The following is a 24,083-nucleotide window of genomic DNA, read 5'->3' on the forward strand; positions in this document are numbered from 1 at the left end:
AAACGCTTTCACAAATTTTATTATAAAGGTGTTATGATTCATTTAACAACACATTTTTTCGAATTCGGGACAAAAGAATGAAACCTCACCTTCAGCTGATGCGTTTTAAAACAATAAAAAAACCTGTCCAAAGACAGGCCCAAATTAACCTTTTAAAACTTTCACACAAGCCGCTGTTTTATTTTGAATTTCTGTAAAAAAGGCGGTCTGATACGCTGACCGGCCGGATTGAGTGGCCGCTACAAGCACATCGCTGCACGGAATATGGTGCTCGGCTGCGGCATTTGCTGCAGCACTTATCGCCGTTACAAATTGACCATCTTGCAAACAGCCGTCAACTAACACCCATATGATCAAACGCCCCACCGTATCTTTCATACCGACGATGCAAAGATCACCCTTTTCCGACACAATATGACAGTCAGCCAATTTAGCATCATGTTGGATAAACAGCGTTTCCTGTTCATAGGCTGACAGGTCATGCGGCAATCCAGAGTTGTTTCCGCTTGCGAAGACAAGCTTTCGTCTCCACGCAAAGCCTGTTTCAGAGGACAGAAGACGCAGCGGGCGGTCTGCCGAAAATGCGATGCCATGCGGCAAATATTGTTCAATCCGCTCTTTTAAAAAGAGGGGCTCGGTTTTCTCCGGAATGGTTTTCGCCTTGATCGTAAACTGCGGATTTGCACGCTGAGGATGGTCCAGCGCTGTGATGCCCGTATCATACACTCTTCCGATACCCTCGGCAGAAAGGGCGGCTTCCGGGCGGTCAAGAACTTCCGCCTTTCCATCTTTCAACAACAGCAGGCGGTCACAGTATAAACTCGCAATATTCACATCATGAAACACCCCGACCACTGCGAGTTTGGATGCAGCCGTTTCTTGTTTCATTAAATCAAGCAGACTCTTTTGAAATGACAAATCGAGAAAACTCGTCGGTTCATCAAGCAGCAAATATTCGGGTTCCTGGGCAAGTGCCTGTGCTAAATACACCCGCTGCTGCTCTCCGCCGCTCAGCTCATGAATGGATTTTTGAGCGAAACGAAGCGTGTCTGTCTGCTTCATCACCCTCTTCACGATATCATGGTCTTCCGCTGTCAGCTGCCGAAAAAGGCCTGATTGATACGCGTAGCGGCCAAACTGTACCGTTTCCTCCACCGTAAAGGAAAAGGCCTGCTCCGTTTTTTGAGGAAGAACCGCCATTTTGCGAGCGAGCTCCTTCGTTTGGTACGCCCCGACTGAACGGCATTCAAGCAGCACTTCGCCGCTTCGAGGCGCGATTGTTCCCGACAGCATTTTCAGCAAAGTAGTTTTTCCGCTGCCGTTCGGACCAAGAATTCCTAAAAATTCACCCGGCTTTACAGCAAAGCTGATGTCCTGTAAGACATCCGTTTTTCCGTAGCCGCCGGACACACGGATGACATCAATCATGAATTCGCCCTCCCCGGTAGCGCCGAATCAAAATAAACCCGAAAACAGGCGCTCCTACCAGTGCGGTAATAATGCCGATCGGCAGCTCGGACGGCTCAATGATGGTTCTCGACAAAAGATCTGACAGCACAAGGAACGAAGCGCCGTTCAGCATCGAGAGCGGCAGAAGATGACGGTGATCCGTAATAGAGAGAAGCCGGATAAAATGCGGAATGACGAGACCGACAAAGCCAATGGTTCCAGACACAGCAACCGCACTGCCAGTTAAAATAGCTCCCGCCAACAGAACGACATACTTACTTCGCTTCACATTCACACCGAGCAGCCTCGCTTTTTCCTCGCCATAAGTCATCACATTCAGTTCTCTCCCGCTGATCAAAAGCGCGGCAGCGCCCGCAGCAAAAAAGGGGAGAAACAGCGCGACATAGCCCCAGCCTCTCATTGATACGCTGCCGAGCAGCCAGTGGACGATCGGTTTTAAATCATCGCCGGTCAATGCGATCATGAGAGAAATAAGCGCACCCAAAAAAGAACTGAAGATGATTCCTGTCAAAATCAAAGCAGACAGGGTCAATGAAGGGTGTACGAGCCGCGCAAAGAACAAAACCAAAAAAATCACGACAACGGCCGCGGCAACGCTTAAAAACGGCAGTGTAAAACTTCCGATCAACGGCAGCTGAATCCCAAAAAACAGTGTGACCACTGCACCGACAGCCGCTCCTGACGAAATGCCGAGCGTATACGGATCTGCGAGCGGGTTTTTCAAGAGCCCCTGAAACCCGGCTCCCGCAGCAGCAAGCCCCGCGCCGACAAGAGCGGCCAGCACCACCCTCGGCAATCTGATTTTCATGATGATGTTCGCCTCTGTCGGATCGGGATTTAACCCTTGAATGCCAAACCATTCGTTCAAAAAAACCTTGATAATAGAAGGAATGGGAATCTCCAAAGATCCGATAGAGATTCCCATAAGAATAGATGCCGACAGAAACATCAGGCTGAAGGCATATGCCGCGAAGCGGTTATTTTTTAAAAACGTCAGGGTAAATATGTTCAGCAAGCTCTTCGACCCCTTTGATCAATCGCGGCCCCGGACGGGTCACGAGGTCAGGGTCCACGTCGTATACTTCGTTATTTTTGACCGCTTTTACACCGTTCCAGCCGCTTCGTTTTTTAATTTCGTTGACAGCGGATTTACCGTTTGTCGTCACGATCGCATCGGGATTCAGCTTGACGATCGCTTCTTCCGTTATTTTGGTCCAGCCTTTCTGCCCGGAAGCGGCATTTTCCGCATGGATCGCTTCAAGCATTTCATCCATAAATGTGCCTTTTCCGGTCGTATAAATGTCCGGAGCCGGAGACACTTCGACAAATACTTTCTTTTGATCGGCTTTAGATATGCCGGCGGCTTTTTCTTTTATGTCAGCCAGGTCAGATTTCATGCTCTTGATCAGGCTCGCCGCTTGATCCTCTGCGCCTGCAGCCTTTCCGATCATTTCGATCGACCGGTACGCCTCTTCAAAAGAGGCCGCATCATTCACGGTCACCACCGTAATTCCTGCATCCTCCAGCTGCTTCAGCCCTTCTTTGGCACTCTGCATGCTGGAAGCGTGGGCCAAGACCAAGTCGGGATTTAACGAAATGATTTTTTCTGTGTTGAATTCCATGCCCCCGATTTTTTCAACGTTTTTCACTTCTTTTGGATATGTATCAAAATCCGTCACGCCGACGACTTTTTTCCCCAGGCCGAGGGCGTATGTAATTTCGGTATTGCTCGGCATCAGAGAGACGATTTTCTTCGGTTCTTTTTCAATTTTGACCTCTTGTCCTGAAGCATCTTTTACGGTGACCGGAAACGCTTCAGCCGCCTTCTCCTGTTTTTGCTGATCTGCCGGTTTTTGCGCTTGACCGCAGCCGCTAAGAACGCCGGCGGCCAACAGCAGTGACAGCAATAAAAGCCCTAACTTCTTCATTCTGCTTCCTCCTCGGGATAAAATAAAAACATCTCTACTCAGTAAAGATGCAGCAAACCAAGAACGTACAAAAAAAGAGCACATCGCTTATACCGCATCTGTCTTCGCAGATAACGCGGTCATCATCCAGGCGGTTATTCCGGGGCTTTTGGTTGATCGCTCCCGGCCCGTCCGAACTGCTCGCGGGGGGCTCGCCGGCTCCCTTAAGCTGCTGACGGCTAGCGCCTTTCTGACTCATTCGTGTCCTAATTTCGGAATTATTATACTATAATCGACACAGGTCTGTATATGAGATTCTGAAAAGGAGATTTTCAACTGAAAAAACGTTGTTTTTGCTAAAGTATTTACGATATATTGCATATAGAGAAAGGGTGGTTTTATGCCGATACCGAAAAACTATACGCCGCAGGTCAGACTTTCAGCAAAGGAAAAAGCGTTTCACCAATTGCAGCGCTGGATTGTCGACGGAACACTTGAACCCGGCGAAAAAGTCACGGATGCCGATCTGGCCGAAGCGCTCGGCGTCAGCCGCACACCGGTCAGAGAAGCGCTACAGCTCCTCGAATCCCAAGGTTTTGTTGAAATGAAGCCGGGAAAAGAAACAAAGATCACGCTCATTCATCCCGATGATGCGCTGGCCGTCTATCCCCCGCTCGCACATCTTCAGGCTCTGGCGGCGGAACTGGCCGCGCCGCTTTTGACTGAAGAAGAGATCGCCGAGCTCAAAAAACTCGCGGCTCAATACGAAGCCGCGTTTAAAGAAGAGCGGAACCACGATGCAGCCGAACTGGACGAACAGTTCCACCATTTGATTACAGAAGCGGCTAAAAACCCGTATGTTCTTCAGTTTTCCTCTGTACTGCAGCTTCATGTCAGACGGATGAAGTATGTGTTTTTCAATCGGCCGTCTGCTCCGAAACTGCAGTCCGCCGCCGAGCATTGGGAAATCATCGCCGCTTTTGAAAAAAACGATCCGAAATTGGCTGCTGAAGTGATGAAAAAGAATTGGCTCCGTCCGATGGAAGATATTCATAAGATTTTAAAAGACAAGGAACAATAAAACGTCAAGCACGATTTTCGACCGAGGTATCCAGCTGCGATATACTGTTCATTAGATGTTTTTTTCATCTTAACTCTCAAAACAAGGATTGATGGCATATGGATTTAAAGCTGAAAGACAAACTCGTCCTCGTGACAGGTTCTACTGCAGGTATTGGAAAAGCAACGGCGGAAGCCTTTTTGGCGGAAGGGGCCGAAGTCATCGTGAACGGACGGACAGAAGAAAAAGTCCAGTCAGTCGTTGAGGAACTTTCCCGGCACGGAAACGTTCACGGCATTGCCGCTGATTTATCCGATCCTGAAGAAAGCATGGCATTGGTCGAAAAAACCGCTAAAATCGGGGAGCTTGATGTCCTCGTCAATAATATGGGCTTCTTTGAAGTGAAGGATTTCACAGAGGTGACAGACGAAGAGTGGCTCAAATATTTTGAAGTAAACGTTTTAAGCGCAGTCAGGCTTTGCCGCGCGTTTCTGCCGGCCATGCTGAAGCGTAATAAGGGAAGGATTCTCAATTTGGCAAGCGAAGCCGGCATCAAACCGCTTCCGCAGATGATCCCTTATTCGATGACGAAAACCGCTCTGATCAGTTTATCAAGAGGTTTGGCCGAAATGACGAAAGGGACAAATGTGACGGTCAACTCCGTCCTTCCGGGACCTACCTGGACGGAAGGCGTCGCCAATTATATGGAGGGTGCCGCAGCTCAGGAGAAAACCGATTTAGACACTTTTGTCAAAGACTATTTCAAAGTGAATGAGCCGACTTCTTTGATTCAGCGCTATGCAAAACCGGAAGAAGTGGCGAGTACGATCGTCTATCTCGCTTCCGAAAAAGCTGCGGCCATCAACGGTTCCGCTCAAAGAGTGGAAGGCGGAATTATCCGCTCCATTTAACAGAAATCCTCTGCCGATCGGCAGAGGATTTTTTCCTTTTGGGTTAAGATCTCTTCTCCAAACCTCCCGTCAGCCTTTCGCGGTCATCCGGCTCAAAACCGTTAAGCCGCTTTAAACATGATGCCCGCCAATTTGCCGACAGTTCCTCCACCTCGAGAAGTTTTTTGATGCCCTCAATGTTGTTCTTTTCATGATGCTTGATGCGATTTGCGTAAGAAATCGTGATGCCTTTAGGGTGGCGTGAGATTCGTTTCAGACCACGATCTTTACAGACGAACCCTTCGTTCAGCACGCGAAAGTAAAAACCCGTAAATCCGGTGTCCTGTACCTTCAGTATCATATCGGGCATACCGTACCTTACGGTTAGTTTATAGCAAGGCTGCCTTGGCTGGCTCACCTGTACAACAGCTTCACCCAGCTGAAAGATATCGCCGATATGAACGTCATCCTCCAGCAGACCCTTGATCGTTAAATTTTCGCCAAATGCTCCGTATTCCAGCTTTCTTTGCAGTTCCTTTTCCCAAAAGAGATAATGTTCATACGGATAGACACACACTGCTTTTTCCGCGCCACCATGATGAACGAGATCCCCCTGCCCGTCCCCCGCAAAATTAGTAGATGACAGGAAGATAGGGCCGCTTGCCGGCTTCTTGTATATTCCGGTAGACACAGCTTTATTTTGAAACTGAATTGCCTCTGGCTTCCCTACATTGATCGAAAGGATATCGGCATATTCCATTCATATCACCTCTTACATTCAAATGTCCTGCAGACGGCAGCGGCCGAACAGCAACGCTGCACATCTCTTTTGAGATTTAAGTATAATCGACCTCTTATCATAAAACCATTCAATCGTTATTATAAAAACAATAGGTTAAACCTATCGTTGAGTTTCGTCTGTTTTTTATAATGGAGAGAGGGAAAAAGCATTGGAGCTAAAGCAATTGGAATATTTCATGGCATTGTGCCGGGAGCTTCATTTTACCCGTGCCGCCGAAAAACTGAATATCGCTCAGCCCTCGCTGAGCCAGCAAATCCGTTTGCTTGAACATGAAATCGGAACGCCTTTGTTTAACCGTTCAGGCAAACGCACCGTAATGACGGAAGCGGGAAAGATTCTGCTTCAGCACTGTTACAATATCTTTCATGAACTGTCACAGGCGCAAGACGCAATCAGCGAGCTCCAAGGTTTAAAGAGGGGAACGCTAAAAATCGGGGCGCTGTTGACCGTGGTTAATTATTTGCTTCCCCGGACCGTGATCGAATTTCACCGCAGCTACCCCAATATTGAATTGTCTGTTTTAGGGCTGAGAACCGGAGATATTTACGACCAGCTGCTGCAAAATGAGCTCGACTTGGGCATTGTAGCCCAGCGGGTGGAACACAGTGATCTGGAAACCGTTCCATTCCTTACCCAGCAGCTCGCCCTCGCAGTGCCTATTGACAATCCGGTTGCAAAACGGCAGTTTGTCACGCTTGACGTGTTAAGGGAGATTCCATCCATTTTGCTGCCTGAGACGTATTTTTTGCGGCAGCTGATCAACGAAAAGTGCCGCACGTTTGGATTCGAACCTCGGCCAGTCATGGAAATGACAACGATGGAATCGATCATGAACATGGTTGGTAAAGGCATTGGCGCCACCATTTTGCCGAAAGGCTATCTCGATGATATTGGAAATAAATCCATTCAGACGATTCCGATTCAAATGCCGGATTTGACGACGGAAATCAGCATCGTTTACCGTAAAAACAAGCATATGTGCGCTGCAAGCCGGGTGTTTATTGAACTGCTGATTTCCTCGGTCAAAAACGAAACCGCTGATGCGCCGCCGCGTTAAAAGAAAGATCCTCTGCATGTCTGCAGAGGATCTCTGTTTAGACTTCGTGTGAATCATAGCGTTTTCCGTTAATATACAGATTCGAAAAAACAGGGTCTTTCACATGTTTCAGTTCCATCGGAATATCGACGCCGTCGATCTCGGAATCAGTCACTTTCAGACCGGTGACTGGAGAATGATCGTACGCCAGCACCCTGATCCCGTATTGTCCGCCCATGCTTTTCAGCTGCTCAACATCAATGTTGCGGACGACGGGCTTGAAATCTCCGGCGTCCCCTTCTTCATATTCCATATCGATGGCGATCACTTCGCGCTTCAAGCTTTTGACCGTATTTTTGTGAAAGTAGATGTTTTCAAGAACACCGCCGCGCACCGAATTCGTTTTAATGCGGAGGGCTCTGTCCAAGTTCGGGCTGTCCATGAGGTTTCCCTCGGCGATGACATTCTTCACGCCGCCGGAAATTTCGCTTCCGATCGTGACCCCTCCATGCCCGTCTTTCATTTCGTTATGTTCAATGACAATGTTCTCCGATGGCATGTTGATCCTTCGGCCGTCGGCGTTCCTTCCCGATTTGACGGCGATGCAGTCATCTCCATTATCAAAATGGCAGCCCTTGATCACCACGTTTTTGCACGATTCCGGGTTGACTCCGTCGGTATTCGGACCGTGTCCGATGACCTTGATTCCGTCCACTGTCACATTCTCGCAAAGCACGGGATGAACTTGCCACATCGGCGAATTCAGCACGGTGACACCTTGAATCAAAATATCTTTGCAGCGATACGGCTGAATGAAGTTCGGCCGCAAATAATGCCCTTTTCCAAACTGCCGCTCAGTGACCGGGACACCGCGCTCAGCCATTTCAAACAAAGCATTTCGGTCTTTTTCCTGTGAAGACTGGCCGTTCGTTCCCCTTTTCCACGGCCACCAATGCTCGTCATCACCTTGGCCGTCAAGCGTGCCCTTTCCGGTTATTGCAATATTTTCGGCTTCGTAAGCATAGATGAGCGGTGAATAATTATAGAGCTCGACGCCTTCGAACCTCGTCAGCACAACGGGGAGATAATCTTCCGGGTTCTGACTGAATTTGATCACCGCTCCTTGTGCAAGATGAAGCTCCACATTGCTTTTCAGTCTGAGTGCACCGGAAAGAAACACGCCTTCAGGAACTGCTACTCTTCCACCGCCTGCTTTGTGGGCTTGATCAATCGCCTTCTGTATCGCTCCCGTCGCATCCTTTTTTCCGCTTCCGTCAGCCCCAAACGCTGTAACATCAAATGATCGATCAGGAAATACCGGAACCTTCAGCGTCTTTAGAATCTCGTCTTTTATTTTCTGCAGACTCACGTTACCGCCCCCTTTACAATGTAACGCCTGTTTTAAATATCGCAAGCTCCCTGAAATCGTTTATCTCATTGTTCAGCTGCCTGCCGCCCGCGACTTCGATCAAATATGCTGTCAACTCTTTCAAAACGTCATCTTCTGACCGGTTTTCGAGCACCCTTCCCGCATTAAAATCGATCCAGTGGCGCTTCGCCTCATAAATCGCTGTATTTGTTGAAATTTTCATCGTCGGCACAAAGGTGCCAAAAGGCGTGCCCCGCCCTGTCGTAAATAAAACGATTTGACACCCTGCAGCGGCCAGTGCGGATGAAGCAACAAGGTCATTTCCCGGAGCGCTCAGCAGGTTCAACCCGTTCTTTTTCAAAACGTCCCCGTATTCCAGAACATCCGTCACCTTTGAAGTGCCGGCTTTTTGCGTACAGCCGAGCGACTTATCCTCCAATGTCGTAATGCCGCCTGCTTTGTTGCCCGGAGACGGGTTTTCATAGACGGGCTGCCTGTGATCGATAAAGTACTGTTTAAAATCGTTGATTAAGCGGACGATTTTATGAAACACTTCCTCATTTTCAGCCCGCTCCATCAAAAGCGTTTCCGCTCCAAACATTTCAGGCACTTCTGTCAAAACCGCCGTTCCCCCTTGGGCGATCAGAAAATCGGAGAGCCGGCCGAGCAGCGGATTTGCGGTAATGCCGGAAAATCCATCAGATCCGCCGCACTTCAAACCGATCTTCAGTTCAGAAAGCGGAACATCTTCACGCCGGTCACCTTTTGCATGCTCATAAATTTCTTTTAACAGTTTGACGCCTTCCGTGACTTCGTCTGATACTTCTTGAGAAAGCAGGAACTTGACCCGGCTGTGATCATAATCGCCGAGCGCTTCGCGGAATTCATGGATGCTGTTGTTTTCACAGCCAAGTCCCAGTACAAGGACACCGCCTGCATTCGGGTGTTTGACGGCATTCGCCAACATCGTTCTCGTGTTGATATGATCATCGCCAAGCTGTGAACAGCCGTACTGATGCTTTAATACGTGAACGCTTTCAAAAGGGACGATAGAGCCGATCTCAGCTTTAAATTCTTTGATGATCAGCTCTGCAATGCCATTTACACAGCCGACAGTCGGTACGATCCATAGCTCGTTTCTGATTCCCGTTTTTCCGTCTTTTCGTTTAAAGCCTTTAAATGTGAGCGGTTCTTTTTGATAGCGGTTTTCCGTAAATTTCGGCTTGTAGCTGTATTCTTCGACACCGCCCAAATTCGTTTTCACATTTTTTGTATGCACCCACTCCCCCGTCTGAATCATGTCAGTGGCGTGCCCGATCGGAAAGCCGTATTTGATGACGTCTTCATTTTCAGCGATGTCTTTTAAAGCAAACTTATGGCCTTTCAAAATCGTTTCCTTGATCACGATGGTCCGTTCTCCTGCAGTGACCGTTTCACCGGTTTGCAATTCTCTTAACGCAATGCCGACATTATCTTGAGAATTGATCATCAAGCAGTCTTTCATCACATGTCCCCCAGCTCAGCCATTTGGCTGTTCATCATTTTTTTCAGCGCCTTCCTCATTCCCGTTTGTTTCATGTCCCTTAAATATTCAGCCGTCTTGTCCGTCAACCCGGAAATGTCGTTCAGGTTTTGCCCCCATACTTTTTCAAACCCGAGAACATGGAACGCGATGTTTGAAACGTCTGTCTCTTCTGTCCAGAGCCGTTTGAGAAAAGCCAGCACCTCATCGTCGTCAGACAGCGGAATGGCCTCATCTTCCCGTTTTCCTTGGTAAAAATAAATTAAAGCGCTTAAAGCAAATACGGTTCGAGCCGGAAGTTTGCCAGTTCGTTCCGCATATTCCATTAAGACGGGCAAATTTCTGACTTTGAATTTTGCAAAGGAATTTAAGGAAATATCGATCAGCTTGTGACGGATAAACGGGTTTTTAAAGCGGTCGAGAATCTCTTCCACATAGGCGTCAAGTTCACTGCCGGGCATATCGATCGTCTCGAGCACTTCACGCTGAATCAGCTCTTTCACAAATGATCCGATAAGTTCGTCTTCAGCCGCTTCACGAACCGTCTCAAGGCCTGCCAAATAAGCGATCGGCGTCATCGCGGTATGGGCGCCGTTTAAGATTCTCACTTTTCTCACCCGGTACGGCGTCACATCTTTGACAAACTCGACATTCAGACCGGCCTCATGAAGCGGAAGCTCGTCTGGAAGCCATTTCGGCCCTTCAATCACGAACAAATGATACGGCTCCGCCGTCACCATCAGAGAATCGCGATAGCCGGCCGCGTCTTCAAGCCGGTGTGCATTTTCTTGCGGGAATCCCGGTACGATCCTGTCTACAAGCGTATTGCAAAACACATTTGACTCCTCAAGCCAATCGATGAACCCCTGTTCAAGCGCCCATTCGTTCGTATAGCGCAGCACAATCTCTTTCAGTTTTTTCCCGTTATCTTCAAGCAGCTCACACGGGAGGATCACCAGGCCTTTTTCCCTGCTTCCCTGAAAAGTCAGGTAGCGTCTGTATAACAGCGCAGTCAGCTTCCCCGGATAGCTCTTCTGCGGACGGTCGGACAGCCGGTCTTCCTCGATATATATGATGCCGGCCTCTGTCGTATTTGAAAAGACAAAGCGCAAATCCGGCAGATCGGCCAGCTTCATAAATTCATCATAGTGTTCATAGCTGCTGACGACTCTGCTGATTGTTGTAATGACAGCAGAATCGCGAACCTCCCGTCCTTCCCGGAAGCCTTCAAGATAAAGCGTGTAAAGCCCATCCTGTTCTTGAAAGGCCGTTACTGAGCCGCGGCGCGGAGGCACAACAACGGCGCTGCCGTTAAAATCGGTTTCTTCATTCAATCTATGAATCTGCCAGTCAATAAACCCCCTCATAAAGTTACCTTCCCCGATTTGCAAAATCCGTTCGGGACGGCTCGGCTTAGACCTTATCCGTTTGGACAGCCTCTCCATTTCAATTCCCTCCTCATTTTTGCACACGTTCACATTTTACAGCGCATCAAAAATGATGCTATAGATGCTTAACTGAATTGCGAATGATCAGCTCCGTGCCGATGAGCGTCTGCCTGCCTTCTGCCTGCGGATTTTCGATCAGTGACAACAGGCTTTCCGCACCAAGCATGCTGATTTTTTCCGTCGGTTTTTTTACCGTCGTCAATGACGGTGTCGTATACGCCGAAAATCCGCTATCGTCAAAGCCGATGATCGACATATCGTCAGGACAGCGTTTCCCGTTTGCATAAAGGGCGTTCATCGCGCCGATCGCCATATCATCATTGGCGCAAAACAGGGCTGTCGGAGGGTTCTTCAGCTTCAGCAGCGTTTCAGCCGCACGAAAGCCGCTTTGCATCGTATAATCACCTTGAACGAGGTATTCGCCGGGCATGTCAAGATTTGAGTCGCGAAGCGCTCGAAGAAAGCCTCCTTTTCTTTCTTGAGACGATTTAAAACTTTCTTTCCCCTGCACCATGGCGATCCGTCTGTGGCCGTTTTTGATCAAGTATGAAGCAGCGAGGAAAGCGCCCTCGTGTTCATTCGCCAAAATATTGACGACGGAGTGCCCTTCGATTTTTCTGTTCAGCACGACGACCGGAATATTCTGTTTGAGGACATGCTCAATAAAAGCCTGATCCTGTTCGCTTTGGCTGATTAAAATCATGCCGTCATAGCGGTTGCGGTGAATGGATGACAAATCATGATAATCGTCAATCCCCCTGACAACCATATTATAGTTTTCATCGATCACCTTGTTGACGCCGCGCAGGATGTCTGCAAAGAAACTTGAAGACGTCCCGTCTGTCAGGCTTGTTAAAAACAGACCGATCGTAAAAGACTTTTGCGTAACAAGGCTTTTCGCATTAAAATTCGGTTTATAATTCATTTCGGCTGCGATGTCGAGTATTTTCTTTTTCGTGTTCTCTTTTATCAGCGGACTATTGTTCAGCGCTCTGGATACTGTGGTGTGCGATACATTCGCCAGCCTGGCGATATCTTTAATCGTTACTGACATTGTTTTTTTACCCGCCTTTTCTTGCTGTTGTTACCATCAGTTTACCATATCAAAAGCGCTTTTTAGAAAATGAAATTCCGCTATGGTCTCGCTTCGATTTCCGCGATCATTTCGGCATGCTTCTGATCTGTCAGACGGTACAGGTAGCCGAGAACGAGAATGGCCGCCGTCAGCGCCGCTGCAGGATATAAAAGGAGTATCGCTTTAATGCCGAGCAGCGTCCCCGCTTTTTGGGTCGCATTCGGCACATAGCCGATAATGCTGAGACCGATCCCCGACAGGAAGCCGGAGAGCGACTGAGCCAGCTTTCTCGAAAAGTTAAACAGCGAGTATACCGTTCCTTCTTTCCGTTCCCCTGTTCTCCACTCGCCATAATCGATTGCGTCTGATACAAATGCCCAGGTGATACCGTTCGGAATGCTGATGCCGATAAAGGCGATGCTGGCGAGAATCGTAAAAACAAAGACATTGCCCGGTACGAAAAAATTGATCAGATCCGCACAGACGGAAACCGCGAGCCCCAAAATAGCGGTATGCTTTTTCCCGAACAGCTTCACGAGCTTCGGCAGCATGATGACGCCGATAAAGGATGAGCCGATGATGATAAAGTTCATGTAGGCCATCAGTTCGGCGTTGCCGAGGTTATACTGTGCGAAATAAATCAGCATCGCAGATTTAAGGTTATAGGCTGAAATCGTAAAAATGGTCATGAATATAAGCGTAAGGAGCGGTTTATTCGTAAAAAACGTCTTTGATATTGCTTTGAATGTCACTTTTTCCTGTTTGTACTTCTCATCTTTTACGACAATCCGTTCCTGGCAGTTTCTATAGCAAATGTAGAAAAACAACACACCGAGAAAAGACATCAGCCCCATGACGACCGGATAGGCAACCGCAGGGTTGTCAAACCTGACGATCATCGGAATGACAACAATGCTCGTCACAAACAGGGCGCCCAGCGAGCCGGCCTGTCGAAAGGAAGCAAGCGAAGTCCGCTCCACCGAATTTTGCGTCATGGCCGCCCCGAGCGAGCCGTAAGGGATGTTGACAAAGGAATAGCCGAGGCCCCAAAGCATGTATGACGCATAAGCGTATATGAGTTTGCCCGTCGGTGACAGATTCGGCGAGATGAAGGTCAATATCGTCAAAATCGCGAGCACAAAGCTTCCGTATAGCAAATACGGCCTGAATTTGCCTTTCGGCCCGATATTCTTCCTGTAGTCGATCGATGTTCCCACAATCGGATCGACAAAAGCGGCAAAAAGTTTGCTCACAAGAAAAATGCCGCCGGCCGCTGCCGCCGGAATACCGGCAACATCCGTAAAAAACTTCAAAAGATAGAGCTGTCCAAGGTCAAACATAAATCCGTTCCCAAAATCTCCAAAACCGTAAGAAACCTTTTCTTTTAAACTTAATTTCTCTTGAGTGACGGTGACTGTTTCGGTTTGTTTGTTCGTCGATATTTCCATGAAAAAGCAGCTCCTCTGCTAGCCATTTTGTGACTCTATGCTTTCAAACGATCTTTCACTTCAAACTGGAAATAGTGTTTTGCATTTTCGTAGCAGATCCCTTTGACGATCCGTCCCAGAAGCTCGATATCATCCGGCGCTTCTCCTTTTTCAACCCATGTGCCGATGACATCGCAGAGCAGGCGCCTGAAATATTCATGTCTTGTGTAGGAAAGAAAGCTGCGCGAATCAGTCAGCATACCGATAAAACGGCTCAATAGTCCGATGTTGGCGAGCGATTTCATTTGTTCGAGCATGCCGTCTTTCGTATCGTTGAACCACCAGGCGGTGCCATGCTGGATTTTCCCCGGTATCCGGCCGTCCTGGAAGCTTCCGCAAAGGCTTGAAATCACGACGTTGTCTCGCGGATTTAAAGAATACAAGATCGTTTTTGGCAGCGCGTCTTTTCGGTCAAGAGAATCGAGAAAGCTGCACAAAGGCTTTGCGATGTCCTGATCATTAATCGCATCATATCCCGTATCAGGCCCGAGCTTCCGGTACATTTTGCTGCTGTTGTTTCGGAGGGCGTTAATATGAAGCTGCATCGCCCAGCCCTTCTCCGCATAGCATGTTCCCAAATAGTGCAGGGTAAAGGATTTAAATTTGCACTCTTCCTCAGGCGAGGCGGCTTCTCCGTTCATCACCTTTGCAAAAATCGGACGCACTTCGCTTTCATCTGTTTCCGTGTACATCATTTGATTGATGGCATGATCCGATATCCGTCCGCCTAGTTCATGGAAAAAGTCAATTCTGTTTTTAAGCGCTTTCAAAAAATCGTCATAATTTCCTATCTTCATAGCGCTTGCTGCTTCAAGCTTGCTCACCCAGGCGGCAAAGCCTTCTTGATTGATTTCCAGCGCCTTGTCTGGCCTAAATCCGGGTAAAACGCTTACATTAAAGTCTTCATCTTTCAGCTTCATATGATATTCAAGACTGTCTGCCGGATCATCCGTCGTGACAACCGTTTCAACGTTTGATTTTTCAATCAAGTCTCTGGCGCCGAACCCTTCTCCGGTCAGCTGTTTGTTCACCCGCTCCCAAATATGCGGCGCGCTCTTTTCATCAAGCCGTTCATCGATGCCGAAAAACCTTCTCAGTTCCAAATGGGTCCAATGATAAAGCGGGTTTCCGATCGTCATCGGAACCGTTCTTGCCCAGGCGCTGAATTTCTCTTCGTCTGACGCATCTCCTGTAATAAACTCTTCGGATATTCCATTGGCCCGCATTGCTCTCCACTTGTAATGATCCCCGTACAGCCATACTTCGGTCAGGTTTTTAAACGTTTTGTTTTCGTAAATTTCCTTTGGGTTCAAGTGGCAGTGGTAGTCGATGATCGGCATCCCTTTAGCATACTGGTGGTACAACACTTTCGACGTTTCATTCGTTAAAAGAAAATCGTCATTCAAAAACGGCTTCATAAAATCCCCACCTTTCCTTATTTAATGTTAACGTGAACATTTCTTTTTGCAATACAATGTGAACGTTAACATTTAATCTTATTTTATACGAACCTCGCCTTCTTTTCCATTATTTTCTCAACATAAAAGAAGCCTAAAGGCAATAACCTTTGGCTTCTTCTTTTTCATACCGCTTATTTGGCGGTTTTAGGGTTTTTCTTAAATTCCATCGTAATTTCCGTCCCGCGGCCTGTCCGGCTGTCAACGGCGATGCAGCCGTCGTGAAGGTGGACAAGTTCCAAAGAAATCGCAAGGCCGAGACCGCTTCCTTCTGTCGCATCTTTTGTATGCGTTCCTCTGTAGTAGCGGTTAAATAAATTTGAGACGGTTTCCGAGTCCATGCCTCTTCCGTTGTCTTGAATTTTAAGAATAATATATTGCTTGGTTTCTTCAAGGATCACCTTGATGTCAGTGCCTTTTTTGTTATGCTTGACGGCGTTGGCAAGGAGGTTTTCCAGGACTCTTCTGAACCAGCCTCTGTCTATCGCAAACTCGGTATCTTCTTGCGTATATTCAAAAGAAACGTTGTACCCTTCCGAAAACGAATGGCGCTTAAACTCTTCAACGAAGCTTTTTAAAAACGGCACAAGCCTCACTGTCTGGCGTTTAATCGGCAAGGCGTCGTTTTTCAGCCTGTACGTCAAGTTCAGGTCTTCGATGAGCTGTGACATGTAGTCCGATTTTTCTTTCATTGCCTGGCCGATTTCACGGATTTCTTCTTTTGACCACTCATAGTTTGGAGACTCCAGCATCATGCTGTAGCCGTAAATCGTGCTGAGCGGCGTTTTTAAATCATGGGAGAGCCCCGCGATCCATTCCTCCCGAGTCGTTTGGATTTTCTTGCGGCTTTGTTCGTCTTTTTTCAGCGTTTCCGTCAGCTGCTCCATCGATTCAAACACTTCTGTGAACAACCGGTACGGCTGTTTTCGCTTCCCTTTTTTGTTCCGGCTTTGCGGGCGGCCTTTCCGATTTCTCGGCTCTTCAAATCGCCCTTTTGAAAGGTTGACGATCCATTTAATCGTATGGATGATCGGCATGCCGAATCTGAAAGAATACCAAATCGTCATGGAAGACATCAATACGATCAGAACGCCGATCACGAGCAGAACGATTTTTAAAGCGAGCCCGATCATCGTCCTGTTGAACTCATGATCCGGATTATAAATCGGGTTCGGGGTAGCGGCAATCAGCCATTCTGTCGCGCTTAAACGCCTGTATGAAAACTCGTGCTCGTAGTTCCATGGCTTCGATCCGTATTTTAAAAGTTCCAGCTCAGTGATGCCCTGGCTGTAATCTATGTCCTGATAGAGCGAGTTCAACATTTTCCCTTTTTCGCTGAACAGATAAACCGATCCTTTGTTTTTCTTAATGAAATCAAGCGTGCTTTTTTTATAGGAAGAAAGGTCCGCCATATCCTTCTCTTCCTTTTCCAAATAGGACAGGATCGTATCGCTTTTCGACTCCCATCCGAATAGAATCACGTAGTCTTCACCATTGAAATTGGCAGACCAGAAGTTGACTTGATATTTTTTGATTCTTTTTTTGTCAAAGACTGATACGAGGTCTTCCCTGTGGTACTCCCTCTGAATTTCCGAAGGAAGGCGGTAGGAATAAACGGTTTTCTCCTTACCGTCTAATATTTGAAGCCAGCCTCCCTGTTTGTCGATAGCCGATTTCAAGATATCTTCAATCTGCCAATTATTATTGTCATCCACACTGACCCAGCTTTCAAAAGTGTCTGATGTGGCTTTTGCCAAGCCTGTATCCGCTTCGCTCTCGCTTAACCGGAGAGCGAAAAAGATGAAGGATAACAGCAGAGTGGCGAGGACAAGACCGAGAATCAGGAAAATCTGGCTGACAAAATGGAGAACGAGCTTTCCTCTCAGCTTCATCCTTCGCTCTCTTTTCTTGCAGGATTGGGAACGAACTTATAGCCAAGACCGCGAATCGTGACGATATATTCGGGGCTGCTCGGGTCTTTTTCGATTTTCTCCCTCAGTTTTCTGATATGTACCATAACGGTGTTGCTGTCTCCGTAAGATGGAACGCCCCACACTTTTTCATAAATTTGGTCCTTGGAAAGCACTCTGTTCGGATGATCGCAAAAATATTGCAGAAGCTGGAGAAGCTGTGCGGAGCAGCTGACCGTTTCTCCGTCCACGATCAGCTCCGCAAAATCGGGATGAAATGTAAACCGTTCATATTCGTAGGCTGAAGATACCGAAGCAGCTGCGACTTCTTTATGTATATACGTTCTTTTTAAATGCGCTTTAATCCTGGCAATTAACTCCAGAGGATTAAAAGGTTTTGTAATATAATCATCGGCTCCGTAGGCAAAACCTGACAGTTTATCGAGGTCCGATGTCTTCGCCGTTAAAAAGAAGATCGGGGCGTTGGTGTGCCGTCTGATTTCAGGGGATACATCAAATCCTGTCTGTCCCGGCATCATGACATCGAGAAGTATTAAGTGCACGGTATCCTTTTTCACGATGTCGAGCGCTTCTTCTGCGCTGCTCGCGGTCAGCACTTCTGAAAATCCTTCCTTCGTGAGGACGCGCTTGACCATTTGAACAATGGCGTCTTCGTCATCCACAATCAAAATTGTCGCATTTTCCAAAATCCTTCTTTCCTTTCTGTCTATATCATGTTTTGATATCCTCATCTTACCATCTATTATATCTTTATCGGCACCCGTTTTCTGATTTTAAAGTAAAAATAAACTTTTTTAGAAATGATTTTTTACTTTACGAAATCATGGAATAAAAAAACAGACATCGTCTGATGTCTGTCAGCCGGTTGCCAGCCTCTGATCCTCTTCTTTTTTCAATAGATCATAAGTCAGGCACACCGGTTTTCCTGTGCGCGGGTCTAAAATAATTTCCGCATCAATCTGAAACACTTTTTTCAATACCTCTGACGTCATGACTTCATGTGGAGCGCCCTCTTTGACAATTGCACCGGAGTTCAGCGCCACCATGTGATGGGCAAAGCGGGCGGCATGGTTGAGGTCGTGAATGACCATCAAAATCGTTCGGCCTTCTTCTTTGTTGAGCTTTTCCAGCAGTTGCAGAATTTCAAGCTGGTGCGCCAAGTCCAAATAGGTTGTCGGTTCGTCGAGCAGCAAGAGCTCCGTTTCCTGGGCAAGAGCCATCGCAATCCAGACGCGCTGGCGCTGTCCCCCGGAAAGGGCTTCGATCGGCCGGTCATAAAAAGGCAGCATTCCTGTCACTTCGAGAGACCATTCAACCATGCGGCGGTCATCGGCCGAGAGCCTGCCCATTCCCTTTTGATGAGGAAAACGGCCGTAAGAAACGAGCTCATATACGGTCAGACCGCCTGGCGCCTCAGGGGTCTGCGGAAGAATCGCCATCTGTTTGGCTATATCTTTCGTCGACATTTGGTGGATCGCTTTGCCGTTTAAATAAACGGCGCCCGTTCTAGAACGCTGTATGCGTGCCATCGTTTTTAATATGGTTGACTTGCCGCACCCGTTCGGACCGATCATGGTCGTTACTTTTCCTTTTGGTATGTGGAGGTTTAAGCTTTCGACTATCATCTGTTCTCCGTAGCCGATCCCCAGGTTGTTTGTTGAAAGAGACACCTTGCACCCTTCCCTTCTTTAATTTGTTTTCATGAGCAAATAGATAAAGTACGGCGCGCCTAAAGCGGCAATGACTAACCCTACGGGAATTTCCGAAGGCGCCAGTATCATCCTTCCGATTAAATCCGCCAGCAAAAAGAGCAATGCTCCGGTCAACGCGGAAGCCGGGATTAAAAGCTGATGCTTCGGCCCGACAAGCCTTCTGGCAATATGCGGAGCCACAAGACCGAGAAACGTAATATTCCCTCCAGCCGCTACACACGCGCCGCTCAGCGCGGCTGCCGACAGAAGCAGTATGCGCCGCTCCTTTTCAACTGCCGTTCCAAGCCCTGTTGCGAGCTGATCACCGAGATTCAGCACGTTTAAATAGCGCGCTTTGTAGAGAATAAAAGGAAGCAGCACGACAATCCAGGGCAGCACGGCCGAGACAAAGCTCCAGTTTGAACTCCATATATTTCCTGACAGCCAAACAGCCGCCTGCATAAAGTCATTCGGGTCCATTTTCAGCTGCAGCATTAAGATGGCCGCCGAAAACGCCGCATTCACTCCGATGCCGACCAGAACGAGGCGAATGGGATTCAAGCCTTTTTTCCACGCCAGCAAATAGATGGAAACGACTGCAAAGCAGGCTCCCAAAAATGCAAAAATCGGCAGGGAAAAAACGAATCCTTTTTGCAGATTTCCAACATTCCCCTGAAAATAAAAGATGAACAGCACAACGGCAAAACCTGCTCCCGTATTGATGCCCAATATCCCCGGATCGGCCAGGTCATTCCGCGATATCCCCTGCCAGACGGCTCCGGAGACAGCAACTCCCGCACCGATCAGCATGGCGAGGACCATGCGCGGCAAACGGAATTCAAATAATACAAGTTCATCCTGCGGCGTTCCGAAACCGAACAGTGTTTTCAATGTATCAAGCGGGGCGATGCGGATTTCTCCCATGTTCATGCTTAGTAAAAACACGGCGACCGTCAGCACGGCCATGACGAGCATCACCGCAGCCGCCCGTCTGCTGTTTTTCTTGAGCATTACAGTCCACTCCTTTCCCTGCGGGCCAGATAGAGAAAGAATGGTACGCCGACAAGCGCCGTGACTGCTCCGACAGGTGTTTCGAACGGCGGATTGACCAGCCTTGCCGCAATATCCGCATAGATCAGCAGGACGGCGCCAAGCACCGCTGAGCATGGAATGATCCAGCGGTAATCAACCCCGACCAGAAAGCGGGTAATATGCGGAATGATCAATCCGATAAAACCGATTGCCCCGGCAACGGACACAGCGGCACCCGTCAGCAGAACAACCGACACGATTCCGATCGCTTTCACCGTCTTCGTATATTGCCCGAGCCCTTTCGCCAGCTCCTCTCCCAAGCTTAGAACCGTAATGGAACGGGCGATGACAAAAACGACGGCCAAACCGAGAGCTGCCGCCGGAACCAACAACTGAATGCTGAGCCATTTCGTGCCAGCGACACCTCCGGCATACCAAAAACTGACGTCGCGCGCCACATCAAAATGGATCGCAATGCTCGTAGAAAGAGCGCTCAGAAATGTGCCGACAGCCGTACCGGCCAAAGCCAGCTTTACAGGCGTAAGACCGCCTTTTGAAAACATTCCGATCGCAAAAACGAGTCCCGCTCCAAGACCCGCGCCGGCAAACGACCAGATCATCAGCCCGACCGATGAGGTTCCCGGAAAAAAAGCAAACGCGACAGCAATTGCGAAAGCTGACCCGTGCGTGACGCTCATAATTTCCGGCGATGCGAGAGGGTTTCTCGTCATCCCCTGCATCACGGCTCCGGAAACCGCCAAGCAGGCGCCCACAAGAGCCGCACTTACCGTCCTTGGCAGTCTGAGTTCCTGAATAATTTGATGGGCCGTATTTTTCGCATCAAAATGAAAAATGGCGTCCCAAACCGTTCCAAGCTTTATATCAGCCGCACCGAGCGCAATCGATAATGCGGCGCCAAACAGCAGTAGCATGATTCCGCCGGCCAGGACAAAAACAGCTCCAAGCGGACGGCTGATCGGTTTCTGTTCTTCATCAGGGCCATCCGCGCTGTTGATACGATGTATGTTTTTGCAAGAGCTCACTCGATGCCATTCCTTTCGATCTTTTTAACCGATAACGATTATCATTTTCATTTTATAGTATAACAGGCCTAAGCGGAAATTTTAATCAAAAATTTCGGCGGGAATCAAAAAGCCAGCCGATCTTCTGCTAAAAGACCCGGCTGGCAAAGAACTTTATCACACTTGATTATTTTTGAACTTTTTGTAGACGAACGGGTAGATCGCAAGACCGACGAAAAACAGCCCGATTCCCAAGATAAAGGTGGTTAAGTCAGACGTACCTGAAACGATGACCCATAAAGAATACACCAGAGCAGCCAAAGCGATGATGCCGTCCCCTGTTCTTGAACCTTTCAGTTCGCCGTATGTCTCCCCTTTGAGGATGAGCTTCAAGCTGAAAACAGCCGCCACAAGATAAGGCACAAGGTAAGCGAGCGTCGCCGACGTTGTTAAAAACGTAAAGGCCTCGCTGATCGTTCCCGAAACCGTTGAGAAAATAAAGATCTGCGACATCACGTTTGTGACGATCAATGAATTAACCGGGCTTCCCTTTTTGTTCGTTTTCGCAAAGAAAGCAGGAAAATCACCGGCCTTTGCCGCCTGATACGGAACCTCTGCGCCGATTAAAATCCAGCCGAGCATCGATCCAAACAAAGAAACGATTGCCAAGACCGCCATAATTACGCTGCCAAAGCTGCCGATGATCACGTGCAGCACATCAACGAACGGTTTATCCGATGCCTGGAGCTGATCGTGCGGGATGACGCCCATCGTTATTAAAGTGATGACCATATAAATGCCGAGCGCAATTAACAGTCCGGTAATCGTCGCGCGTTTGACATCGCGCTGGGATGATGCGCGCCCTGATAAGATTACCGCAGACTCGATGCCGACAAACGCCCACAGCGTTGAAATCGCCGCATTGTGAACCTGTCCGCCCAGCCCAATACTTTTGCCTTCTGATTCGATTGGAAAATAAAATGATTCGAATAAAGCCGTCTGAAAAACGAACAAACCTGCAACAATAAACAGGACAAACCCAAGCACTTTTGAAAAAGTTGCTAAAAAGTTCAGTTTGCCCGCTCCATTTATGCTGGAGACTAAGATGAAATGCGTCCCCCATAACAAGATTGTACATACGATAAATGTCAAGAGCTGGCCGAGTGTAACGGGGTGACCGCCGAGTTCAATCAGCTCGCGTCCGTCAGTTAAGATCGGCAGGAAAGTCGTCAAATAGCCTGCAAGGCTTGTAATGATGGCCACGTTGCTGATCCAGCTTGCCACCCAATACCCCCATACCATTGTAAAACCTGCCGCATTCCCTTTTTTAGGGTCTGAGAATAAAGCTCTTGCATAGCTTTGCGGACCTGCTTTAAGATCCGGGCGGCGAATGGATAAATGACCGAATACAAGGGCGATCATCAGCACCCCCGCACCCGTCACCAGCCATGCCGCCGTTACGCCGAACGGGCTTGCCGTCTGGGCGAGTGTGCTGGGGAGCATAAAAATCCCTGAGCCGACCATATTGCCGACAACAAAAGCGGTAAGAAGCCAGAAGCCCCATTTTTTTGTCTGTTCCATAAGATATAACCTCCGAGCATTTTATAAAAAATATGCCGGACCAGACCGTGAGATCATTCAAAATAAAAAAAGCATGAACAAAAGTCCATGCTTTGGTTAAACATACACTCTTGATCTCCGGATAGCCCTCCGCGGGAAAACCCGCGGCAGTCCTGCACTTATTCAATGCAGACCCAGCATAAAGAATGAATGGCTTCCTTATGCTTCGGCGCTGATGCCTTTTGCATATGATCATCGGCCCCATCAGCCTCACACATGCGACTCATCATCCGCGCAACCTCTACCTCACTAAGAGTTAAGAGTGAGGATTTATCACATATTCTGAAAAGAGGTTACCAGAGAAATTTTAATCTGTCAAAGGGAAGTGATGGAAAAACGGACAGCCGCGCCAAAAGGCCGCCTGTTTCGGCAGCCTTCTGCAGAATGGAAGACGGCGCTTCCATCTGTCATTTATCGGTTGTTTTTCTTTTTGTTGACCGCCTCTTGCAAAGGGTCTCCTTTCAGCGCTTGTCCTGCATCTTCAAGCGCCCCCCGAACGGCGTTTTGGTCCTTTTCCTTATTTCCTCTATCTTTATTGAAGAAAATACCCAAATGAATCACCTCTTTAAAAATGTGGTACAATTTTAATTTGGCTTATCACTTTAAAATTATGCAGAATCTTGAATGTGTTTTTTAACTGAAAACACCATATTCTAGATGTAAACATGCTGATTGCCTCAGGAAAATGCGTTTTTTGCCTGATAAGTTGCCACCATCTGTCTTGAAGGCCGCCAGAACTCTTGATATAGTTTTCATTAGGAAATTGTTATAGGTCTTAAAGGAGAAGCGATATGACAGGAAAAACACACATCATGGGAGGGGTCGCTTCTTGCACGGCTGCTGCTTATTTTTACGGATATGATCCAGTGTTCATGACAGCTTCGGGCGTTATCGGAGCATTGATTCCGGATATTTGCCATACAAAGAGCAAGATCGGCAGAAGGCTACCGATTTTATCAGCAGTGGTCAGTTCTGTCTTCGGGCACAGGACGTTTACACACAGCCTGCTCTTTTTGCTCATCACGGCATTTGCGGCACATTTATATTTTACAGATCAGAGCATATTTGTCGGATTGATGGCCGGAATGGCGAGCCATCTGCTCCTTGATGCCGGGACTGTAAACGGCATCAAACTTTTCTTTCCGTCCGCCATTAAGGTTCGGCTGCCCCTTTATATTAAAACCGGCGGGAAGGCGGAACAAGGCGTTCTGACTGTGCTCACCGTTGTTTCGTGCTATTTTATTGCGAACTTGATCGCCTGACG

At 48.0% G+C, this 24,083-nt stretch carries 21 protein-coding genes and 1 riboswitch; of the genes, 4 read left to right on the forward strand and 17 right to left on the reverse strand.

Features of this window, described 5'->3' with window-relative positions; genetic code table 11:
* Window positions 1-144: 144 nt before the first annotated feature.
* Genes CP943_RS18340 through CP943_RS18350 form a run of 3 tightly spaced genes read right to left on the reverse strand, consistent with a single transcriptional unit; the run spans window position 145 to window position 3,398 of the window.
* The gene (locus tag CP943_RS18340) at window positions 145-1,428 is read right to left on the reverse strand and encodes an ABC transporter ATP-binding protein (RefSeq protein ID WP_105981215.1); all 1,284 of its coding nucleotides are present in this window, start codon (window positions 1,426-1,428) and stop codon (window positions 145-147) included.
* Entirely contained in the window at window positions 1,421-2,485 is a 1,065-nt protein-coding gene (locus CP943_RS18345; RefSeq protein WP_105981216.1) for a FecCD family ABC transporter permease, read from the reverse strand. Before CP943_RS18345 ends, CP943_RS18340 begins: the two co-directional genes overlap by 8 nt.
* On the reverse strand, window positions 2,448-3,398 hold the full coding sequence (locus CP943_RS18350) for an ABC transporter substrate-binding protein (protein WP_105981217.1): 951 nt from the start codon (window positions 3,396-3,398) through the stop codon (window positions 2,448-2,450). Before CP943_RS18350 ends, CP943_RS18345 begins: the two co-directional genes overlap by 38 nt.
* 379 nt (window positions 3,399-3,777) lie before the next feature.
* On the opposite strand from CP943_RS18350, the gene CP943_RS18355 reads away from it, so the two are divergent.
* Together CP943_RS18355 and CP943_RS18360 are read left to right on the forward strand one after the other, a co-directional pair.
* Window positions 3,778-4,458: a GntR family transcriptional regulator gene (locus CP943_RS18355; RefSeq protein WP_105981218.1), complete on the forward strand. Its 681-nt coding sequence runs from the start codon at window positions 3,778-3,780 to the stop codon at window positions 4,456-4,458.
* A 98-nt stretch (window positions 4,459-4,556) separates the two neighbouring features.
* Window positions 4,557-5,348 (forward strand): SDR family NAD(P)-dependent oxidoreductase, encoded by a 792-nt coding sequence (locus tag CP943_RS18360; protein WP_105981219.1) that lies wholly within the window; start codon window positions 4,557-4,559, stop codon window positions 5,346-5,348.
* 43 nt (window positions 5,349-5,391) lie between these two features.
* On the opposite strand, the gene CP943_RS18365 is transcribed toward CP943_RS18360, so the two are convergent.
* On the reverse strand, window positions 5,392-6,087 hold the full coding sequence (locus tag CP943_RS18365; RefSeq protein ID WP_105981220.1) for an MOSC domain-containing protein: 696 nt from the start codon (window positions 6,085-6,087) through the stop codon (window positions 5,392-5,394).
* Between the two features lie 190 nt (window positions 6,088-6,277).
* On the opposite strand from CP943_RS18365, the gene CP943_RS18370 reads away from it, so the two are divergent.
* Window positions 6,278-7,186, forward strand: a complete 909-nt coding sequence (locus CP943_RS18370; RefSeq protein ID WP_050820787.1) for a LysR family transcriptional regulator — start codon at window positions 6,278-6,280, stop codon at window positions 7,184-7,186.
* A gap of 37 nt (window positions 7,187-7,223) precedes the next feature.
* On the opposite strand, the gene CP943_RS18375 is transcribed toward CP943_RS18370, so the two are convergent.
* The 13 genes from CP943_RS18375 to sspJ form a co-directional block, all read right to left on the reverse strand.
* Window positions 7,224-8,534 carry a glycoside hydrolase family 28 protein gene (locus CP943_RS18375; RefSeq protein WP_050820786.1) on the reverse strand — a complete coding sequence of 437 codons (1,311 nt, stop codon included), beginning with the start codon at window positions 8,532-8,534 and terminating at the stop codon, window positions 7,224-7,226.
* A gap of 13 nt (window positions 8,535-8,547) precedes the next feature.
* On the reverse strand, window positions 8,548-10,038 hold the full coding sequence (locus CP943_RS18380) for a UxaA family hydrolase (protein ID WP_020452917.1): 1,491 nt from the start codon (window positions 10,036-10,038) through the stop codon (window positions 8,548-8,550).
* Window positions 10,038-11,501, reverse strand: a complete 1,464-nt coding sequence (locus tag CP943_RS18385) for a tagaturonate reductase (protein ID WP_075212667.1) — start codon at window positions 11,499-11,501, stop codon at window positions 10,038-10,040. The genes CP943_RS18380 and CP943_RS18385 overlap by 1 nt, the downstream gene beginning before the upstream one ends.
* A 58-nt stretch (window positions 11,502-11,559) precedes the next feature.
* Window positions 11,560-12,558, reverse strand: coding sequence for a LacI family DNA-binding transcriptional regulator (locus CP943_RS18390; protein WP_020452919.1), 999 nt, complete (start codon window positions 12,556-12,558; stop codon window positions 11,560-11,562).
* A gap of 80 nt (window positions 12,559-12,638) precedes the next feature.
* On the reverse strand, window positions 12,639-14,021 hold the full coding sequence (locus tag CP943_RS18395; RefSeq protein ID WP_373367302.1) for a glycoside-pentoside-hexuronide (GPH):cation symporter: 1,383 nt from the start codon (window positions 14,019-14,021) through the stop codon (window positions 12,639-12,641).
* 41 nt (window positions 14,022-14,062) lie between these two features.
* Window positions 14,063-15,484 (reverse strand): glucuronate isomerase, encoded by a 1,422-nt coding sequence (uxaC, locus tag CP943_RS18400; protein ID WP_020452921.1) that lies wholly within the window; start codon window positions 15,482-15,484, stop codon window positions 14,063-14,065.
* 173 nt (window positions 15,485-15,657) lie between these two features.
* Window positions 15,658-17,415 carry a sensor histidine kinase gene (locus CP943_RS18405; RefSeq protein ID WP_020452922.1) on the reverse strand — a complete coding sequence of 586 codons (1,758 nt, stop codon included), beginning with the start codon at window positions 17,413-17,415 and terminating at the stop codon, window positions 15,658-15,660.
* A complete protein-coding gene (locus CP943_RS18410) occupies window positions 17,412-18,140 on the reverse strand; it encodes a response regulator transcription factor (RefSeq protein ID WP_020452923.1) in 729 nt (242 codons plus the stop codon). The genes CP943_RS18405 and CP943_RS18410 overlap by 4 nt, the downstream gene beginning before the upstream one ends.
* 171 nt (window positions 18,141-18,311) lie before the next feature.
* Window positions 18,312-19,079 carry an ABC transporter ATP-binding protein gene (locus CP943_RS18415; RefSeq protein WP_043054605.1) on the reverse strand — a complete coding sequence of 256 codons (768 nt, stop codon included), beginning with the start codon at window positions 19,077-19,079 and terminating at the stop codon, window positions 18,312-18,314.
* 63 nt (window positions 19,080-19,142) lie between these two features.
* On the reverse strand, window positions 19,143-20,156 hold the full coding sequence (locus CP943_RS18420) for a FecCD family ABC transporter permease (RefSeq protein ID WP_023856259.1): 1,014 nt from the start codon (window positions 20,154-20,156) through the stop codon (window positions 19,143-19,145).
* On the reverse strand, window positions 20,156-21,220 hold the full coding sequence (locus CP943_RS18425; RefSeq protein WP_023856260.1) for a FecCD family ABC transporter permease: 1,065 nt from the start codon (window positions 21,218-21,220) through the stop codon (window positions 20,156-20,158). The genes CP943_RS18420 and CP943_RS18425 overlap by 1 nt, the downstream gene beginning before the upstream one ends.
* Before the next feature lie 156 nt (window positions 21,221-21,376).
* Window positions 21,377-22,780 (reverse strand): amino acid permease, encoded by a 1,404-nt coding sequence (locus CP943_RS18430; RefSeq protein ID WP_020452927.1) that lies wholly within the window; start codon window positions 22,778-22,780, stop codon window positions 21,377-21,379.
* Window positions 22,781-22,894: 114 nt separating this feature from the next.
* Window positions 22,895-23,071: riboswitch (Lysine riboswitch) on the reverse strand.
* Between the two features lie 159 nt (window positions 23,072-23,230).
* On the reverse strand, window positions 23,231-23,371 hold the full coding sequence (gene sspJ / locus CP943_RS18435) for a small acid-soluble spore protein SspJ (RefSeq protein WP_003185183.1): 141 nt from the start codon (window positions 23,369-23,371) through the stop codon (window positions 23,231-23,233).
* Between the two features lie 239 nt (window positions 23,372-23,610).
* On the opposite strand from sspJ, the gene CP943_RS18440 reads away from it, so the two are divergent.
* The gene (locus tag CP943_RS18440; RefSeq protein WP_023856262.1) at window positions 23,611-24,081 is read left to right on the forward strand and encodes a metal-dependent hydrolase; all 471 of its coding nucleotides are present in this window, start codon (window positions 23,611-23,613) and stop codon (window positions 24,079-24,081) included.
* The last annotated feature ends 2 nt before the right edge of the window (window positions 24,082-24,083 follow it).

Origin of the sequence: Bacillus paralicheniformis, assembly GCF_002993925.1 — a bacterium.
GTDB lineage: Bacteria > Bacillota > Bacilli > Bacillales > Bacillaceae > Bacillus > Bacillus paralicheniformis.

Coding starts and splice junctions, on each gene's coding strand:
- CP943_RS18340 (WP_105981215.1), bottom strand. CDS start 1,428: ATGATTGATGTCATCCGTGTGTCCGGCGGCTACGGAAAAACGGATGTC.
- CP943_RS18350 (WP_105981217.1), bottom strand. CDS start 3,398: ATGAAGAAGTTAGGGCTTTTATTGCTGTCACTGCTGTTGGCCGCCGGC.
- CP943_RS18355 (WP_105981218.1), top strand. CDS start 3,778: ATGCCGATACCGAAAAACTATACGCCGCAGGTCAGACTTTCAGCAAAG.
- CP943_RS18360 (WP_105981219.1), top strand. CDS start 4,557: ATGGATTTAAAGCTGAAAGACAAACTCGTCCTCGTGACAGGTTCTACT.
- CP943_RS18365 (WP_105981220.1), bottom strand. CDS start 6,087: ATGGAATATGCCGATATCCTTTCGATCAATGTAGGGAAGCCAGAGGCA.
- CP943_RS18380 (WP_020452917.1), bottom strand. CDS start 10,038: ATGAAAGACTGCTTGATGATCAATTCTCAAGATAATGTCGGCATTGCG.
- CP943_RS18385 (WP_075212667.1), bottom strand. CDS start 11,501: ATGGAGAGGCTGTCCAAACGGATAAGGTCTAAGCCGAGCCGTCCCGAA.
- CP943_RS18390 (WP_020452919.1), bottom strand. CDS start 12,558: ATGTCAGTAACGATTAAAGATATCGCCAGGCTGGCGAATGTATCGCAC.
- uxaC (WP_020452921.1), bottom strand. CDS start 15,484: ATGAAGCCGTTTTTGAATGACGATTTTCTTTTAACGAATGAAACGTCG.
- CP943_RS18405 (WP_020452922.1), bottom strand. CDS start 17,415: ATGAAGCTGAGAGGAAAGCTCGTTCTCCATTTTGTCAGCCAGATTTTC.
- CP943_RS18415 (WP_043054605.1), bottom strand. CDS start 19,079: ATGATAGTCGAAAGCTTAAACCTCCACATACCAAAAGGAAAAGTAACG.
- CP943_RS18420 (WP_023856259.1), bottom strand. CDS start 20,156: ATGCTCAAGAAAAACAGCAGACGGGCGGCTGCGGTGATGCTCGTCATG.
- CP943_RS18430 (WP_020452927.1), bottom strand. CDS start 22,780: ATGGAACAGACAAAAAAATGGGGCTTCTGGCTTCTTACCGCTTTTGTT.
- CP943_RS18440 (WP_023856262.1), top strand. CDS start 23,611: ATGACAGGAAAAACACACATCATGGGAGGGGTCGCTTCTTGCACGGCT.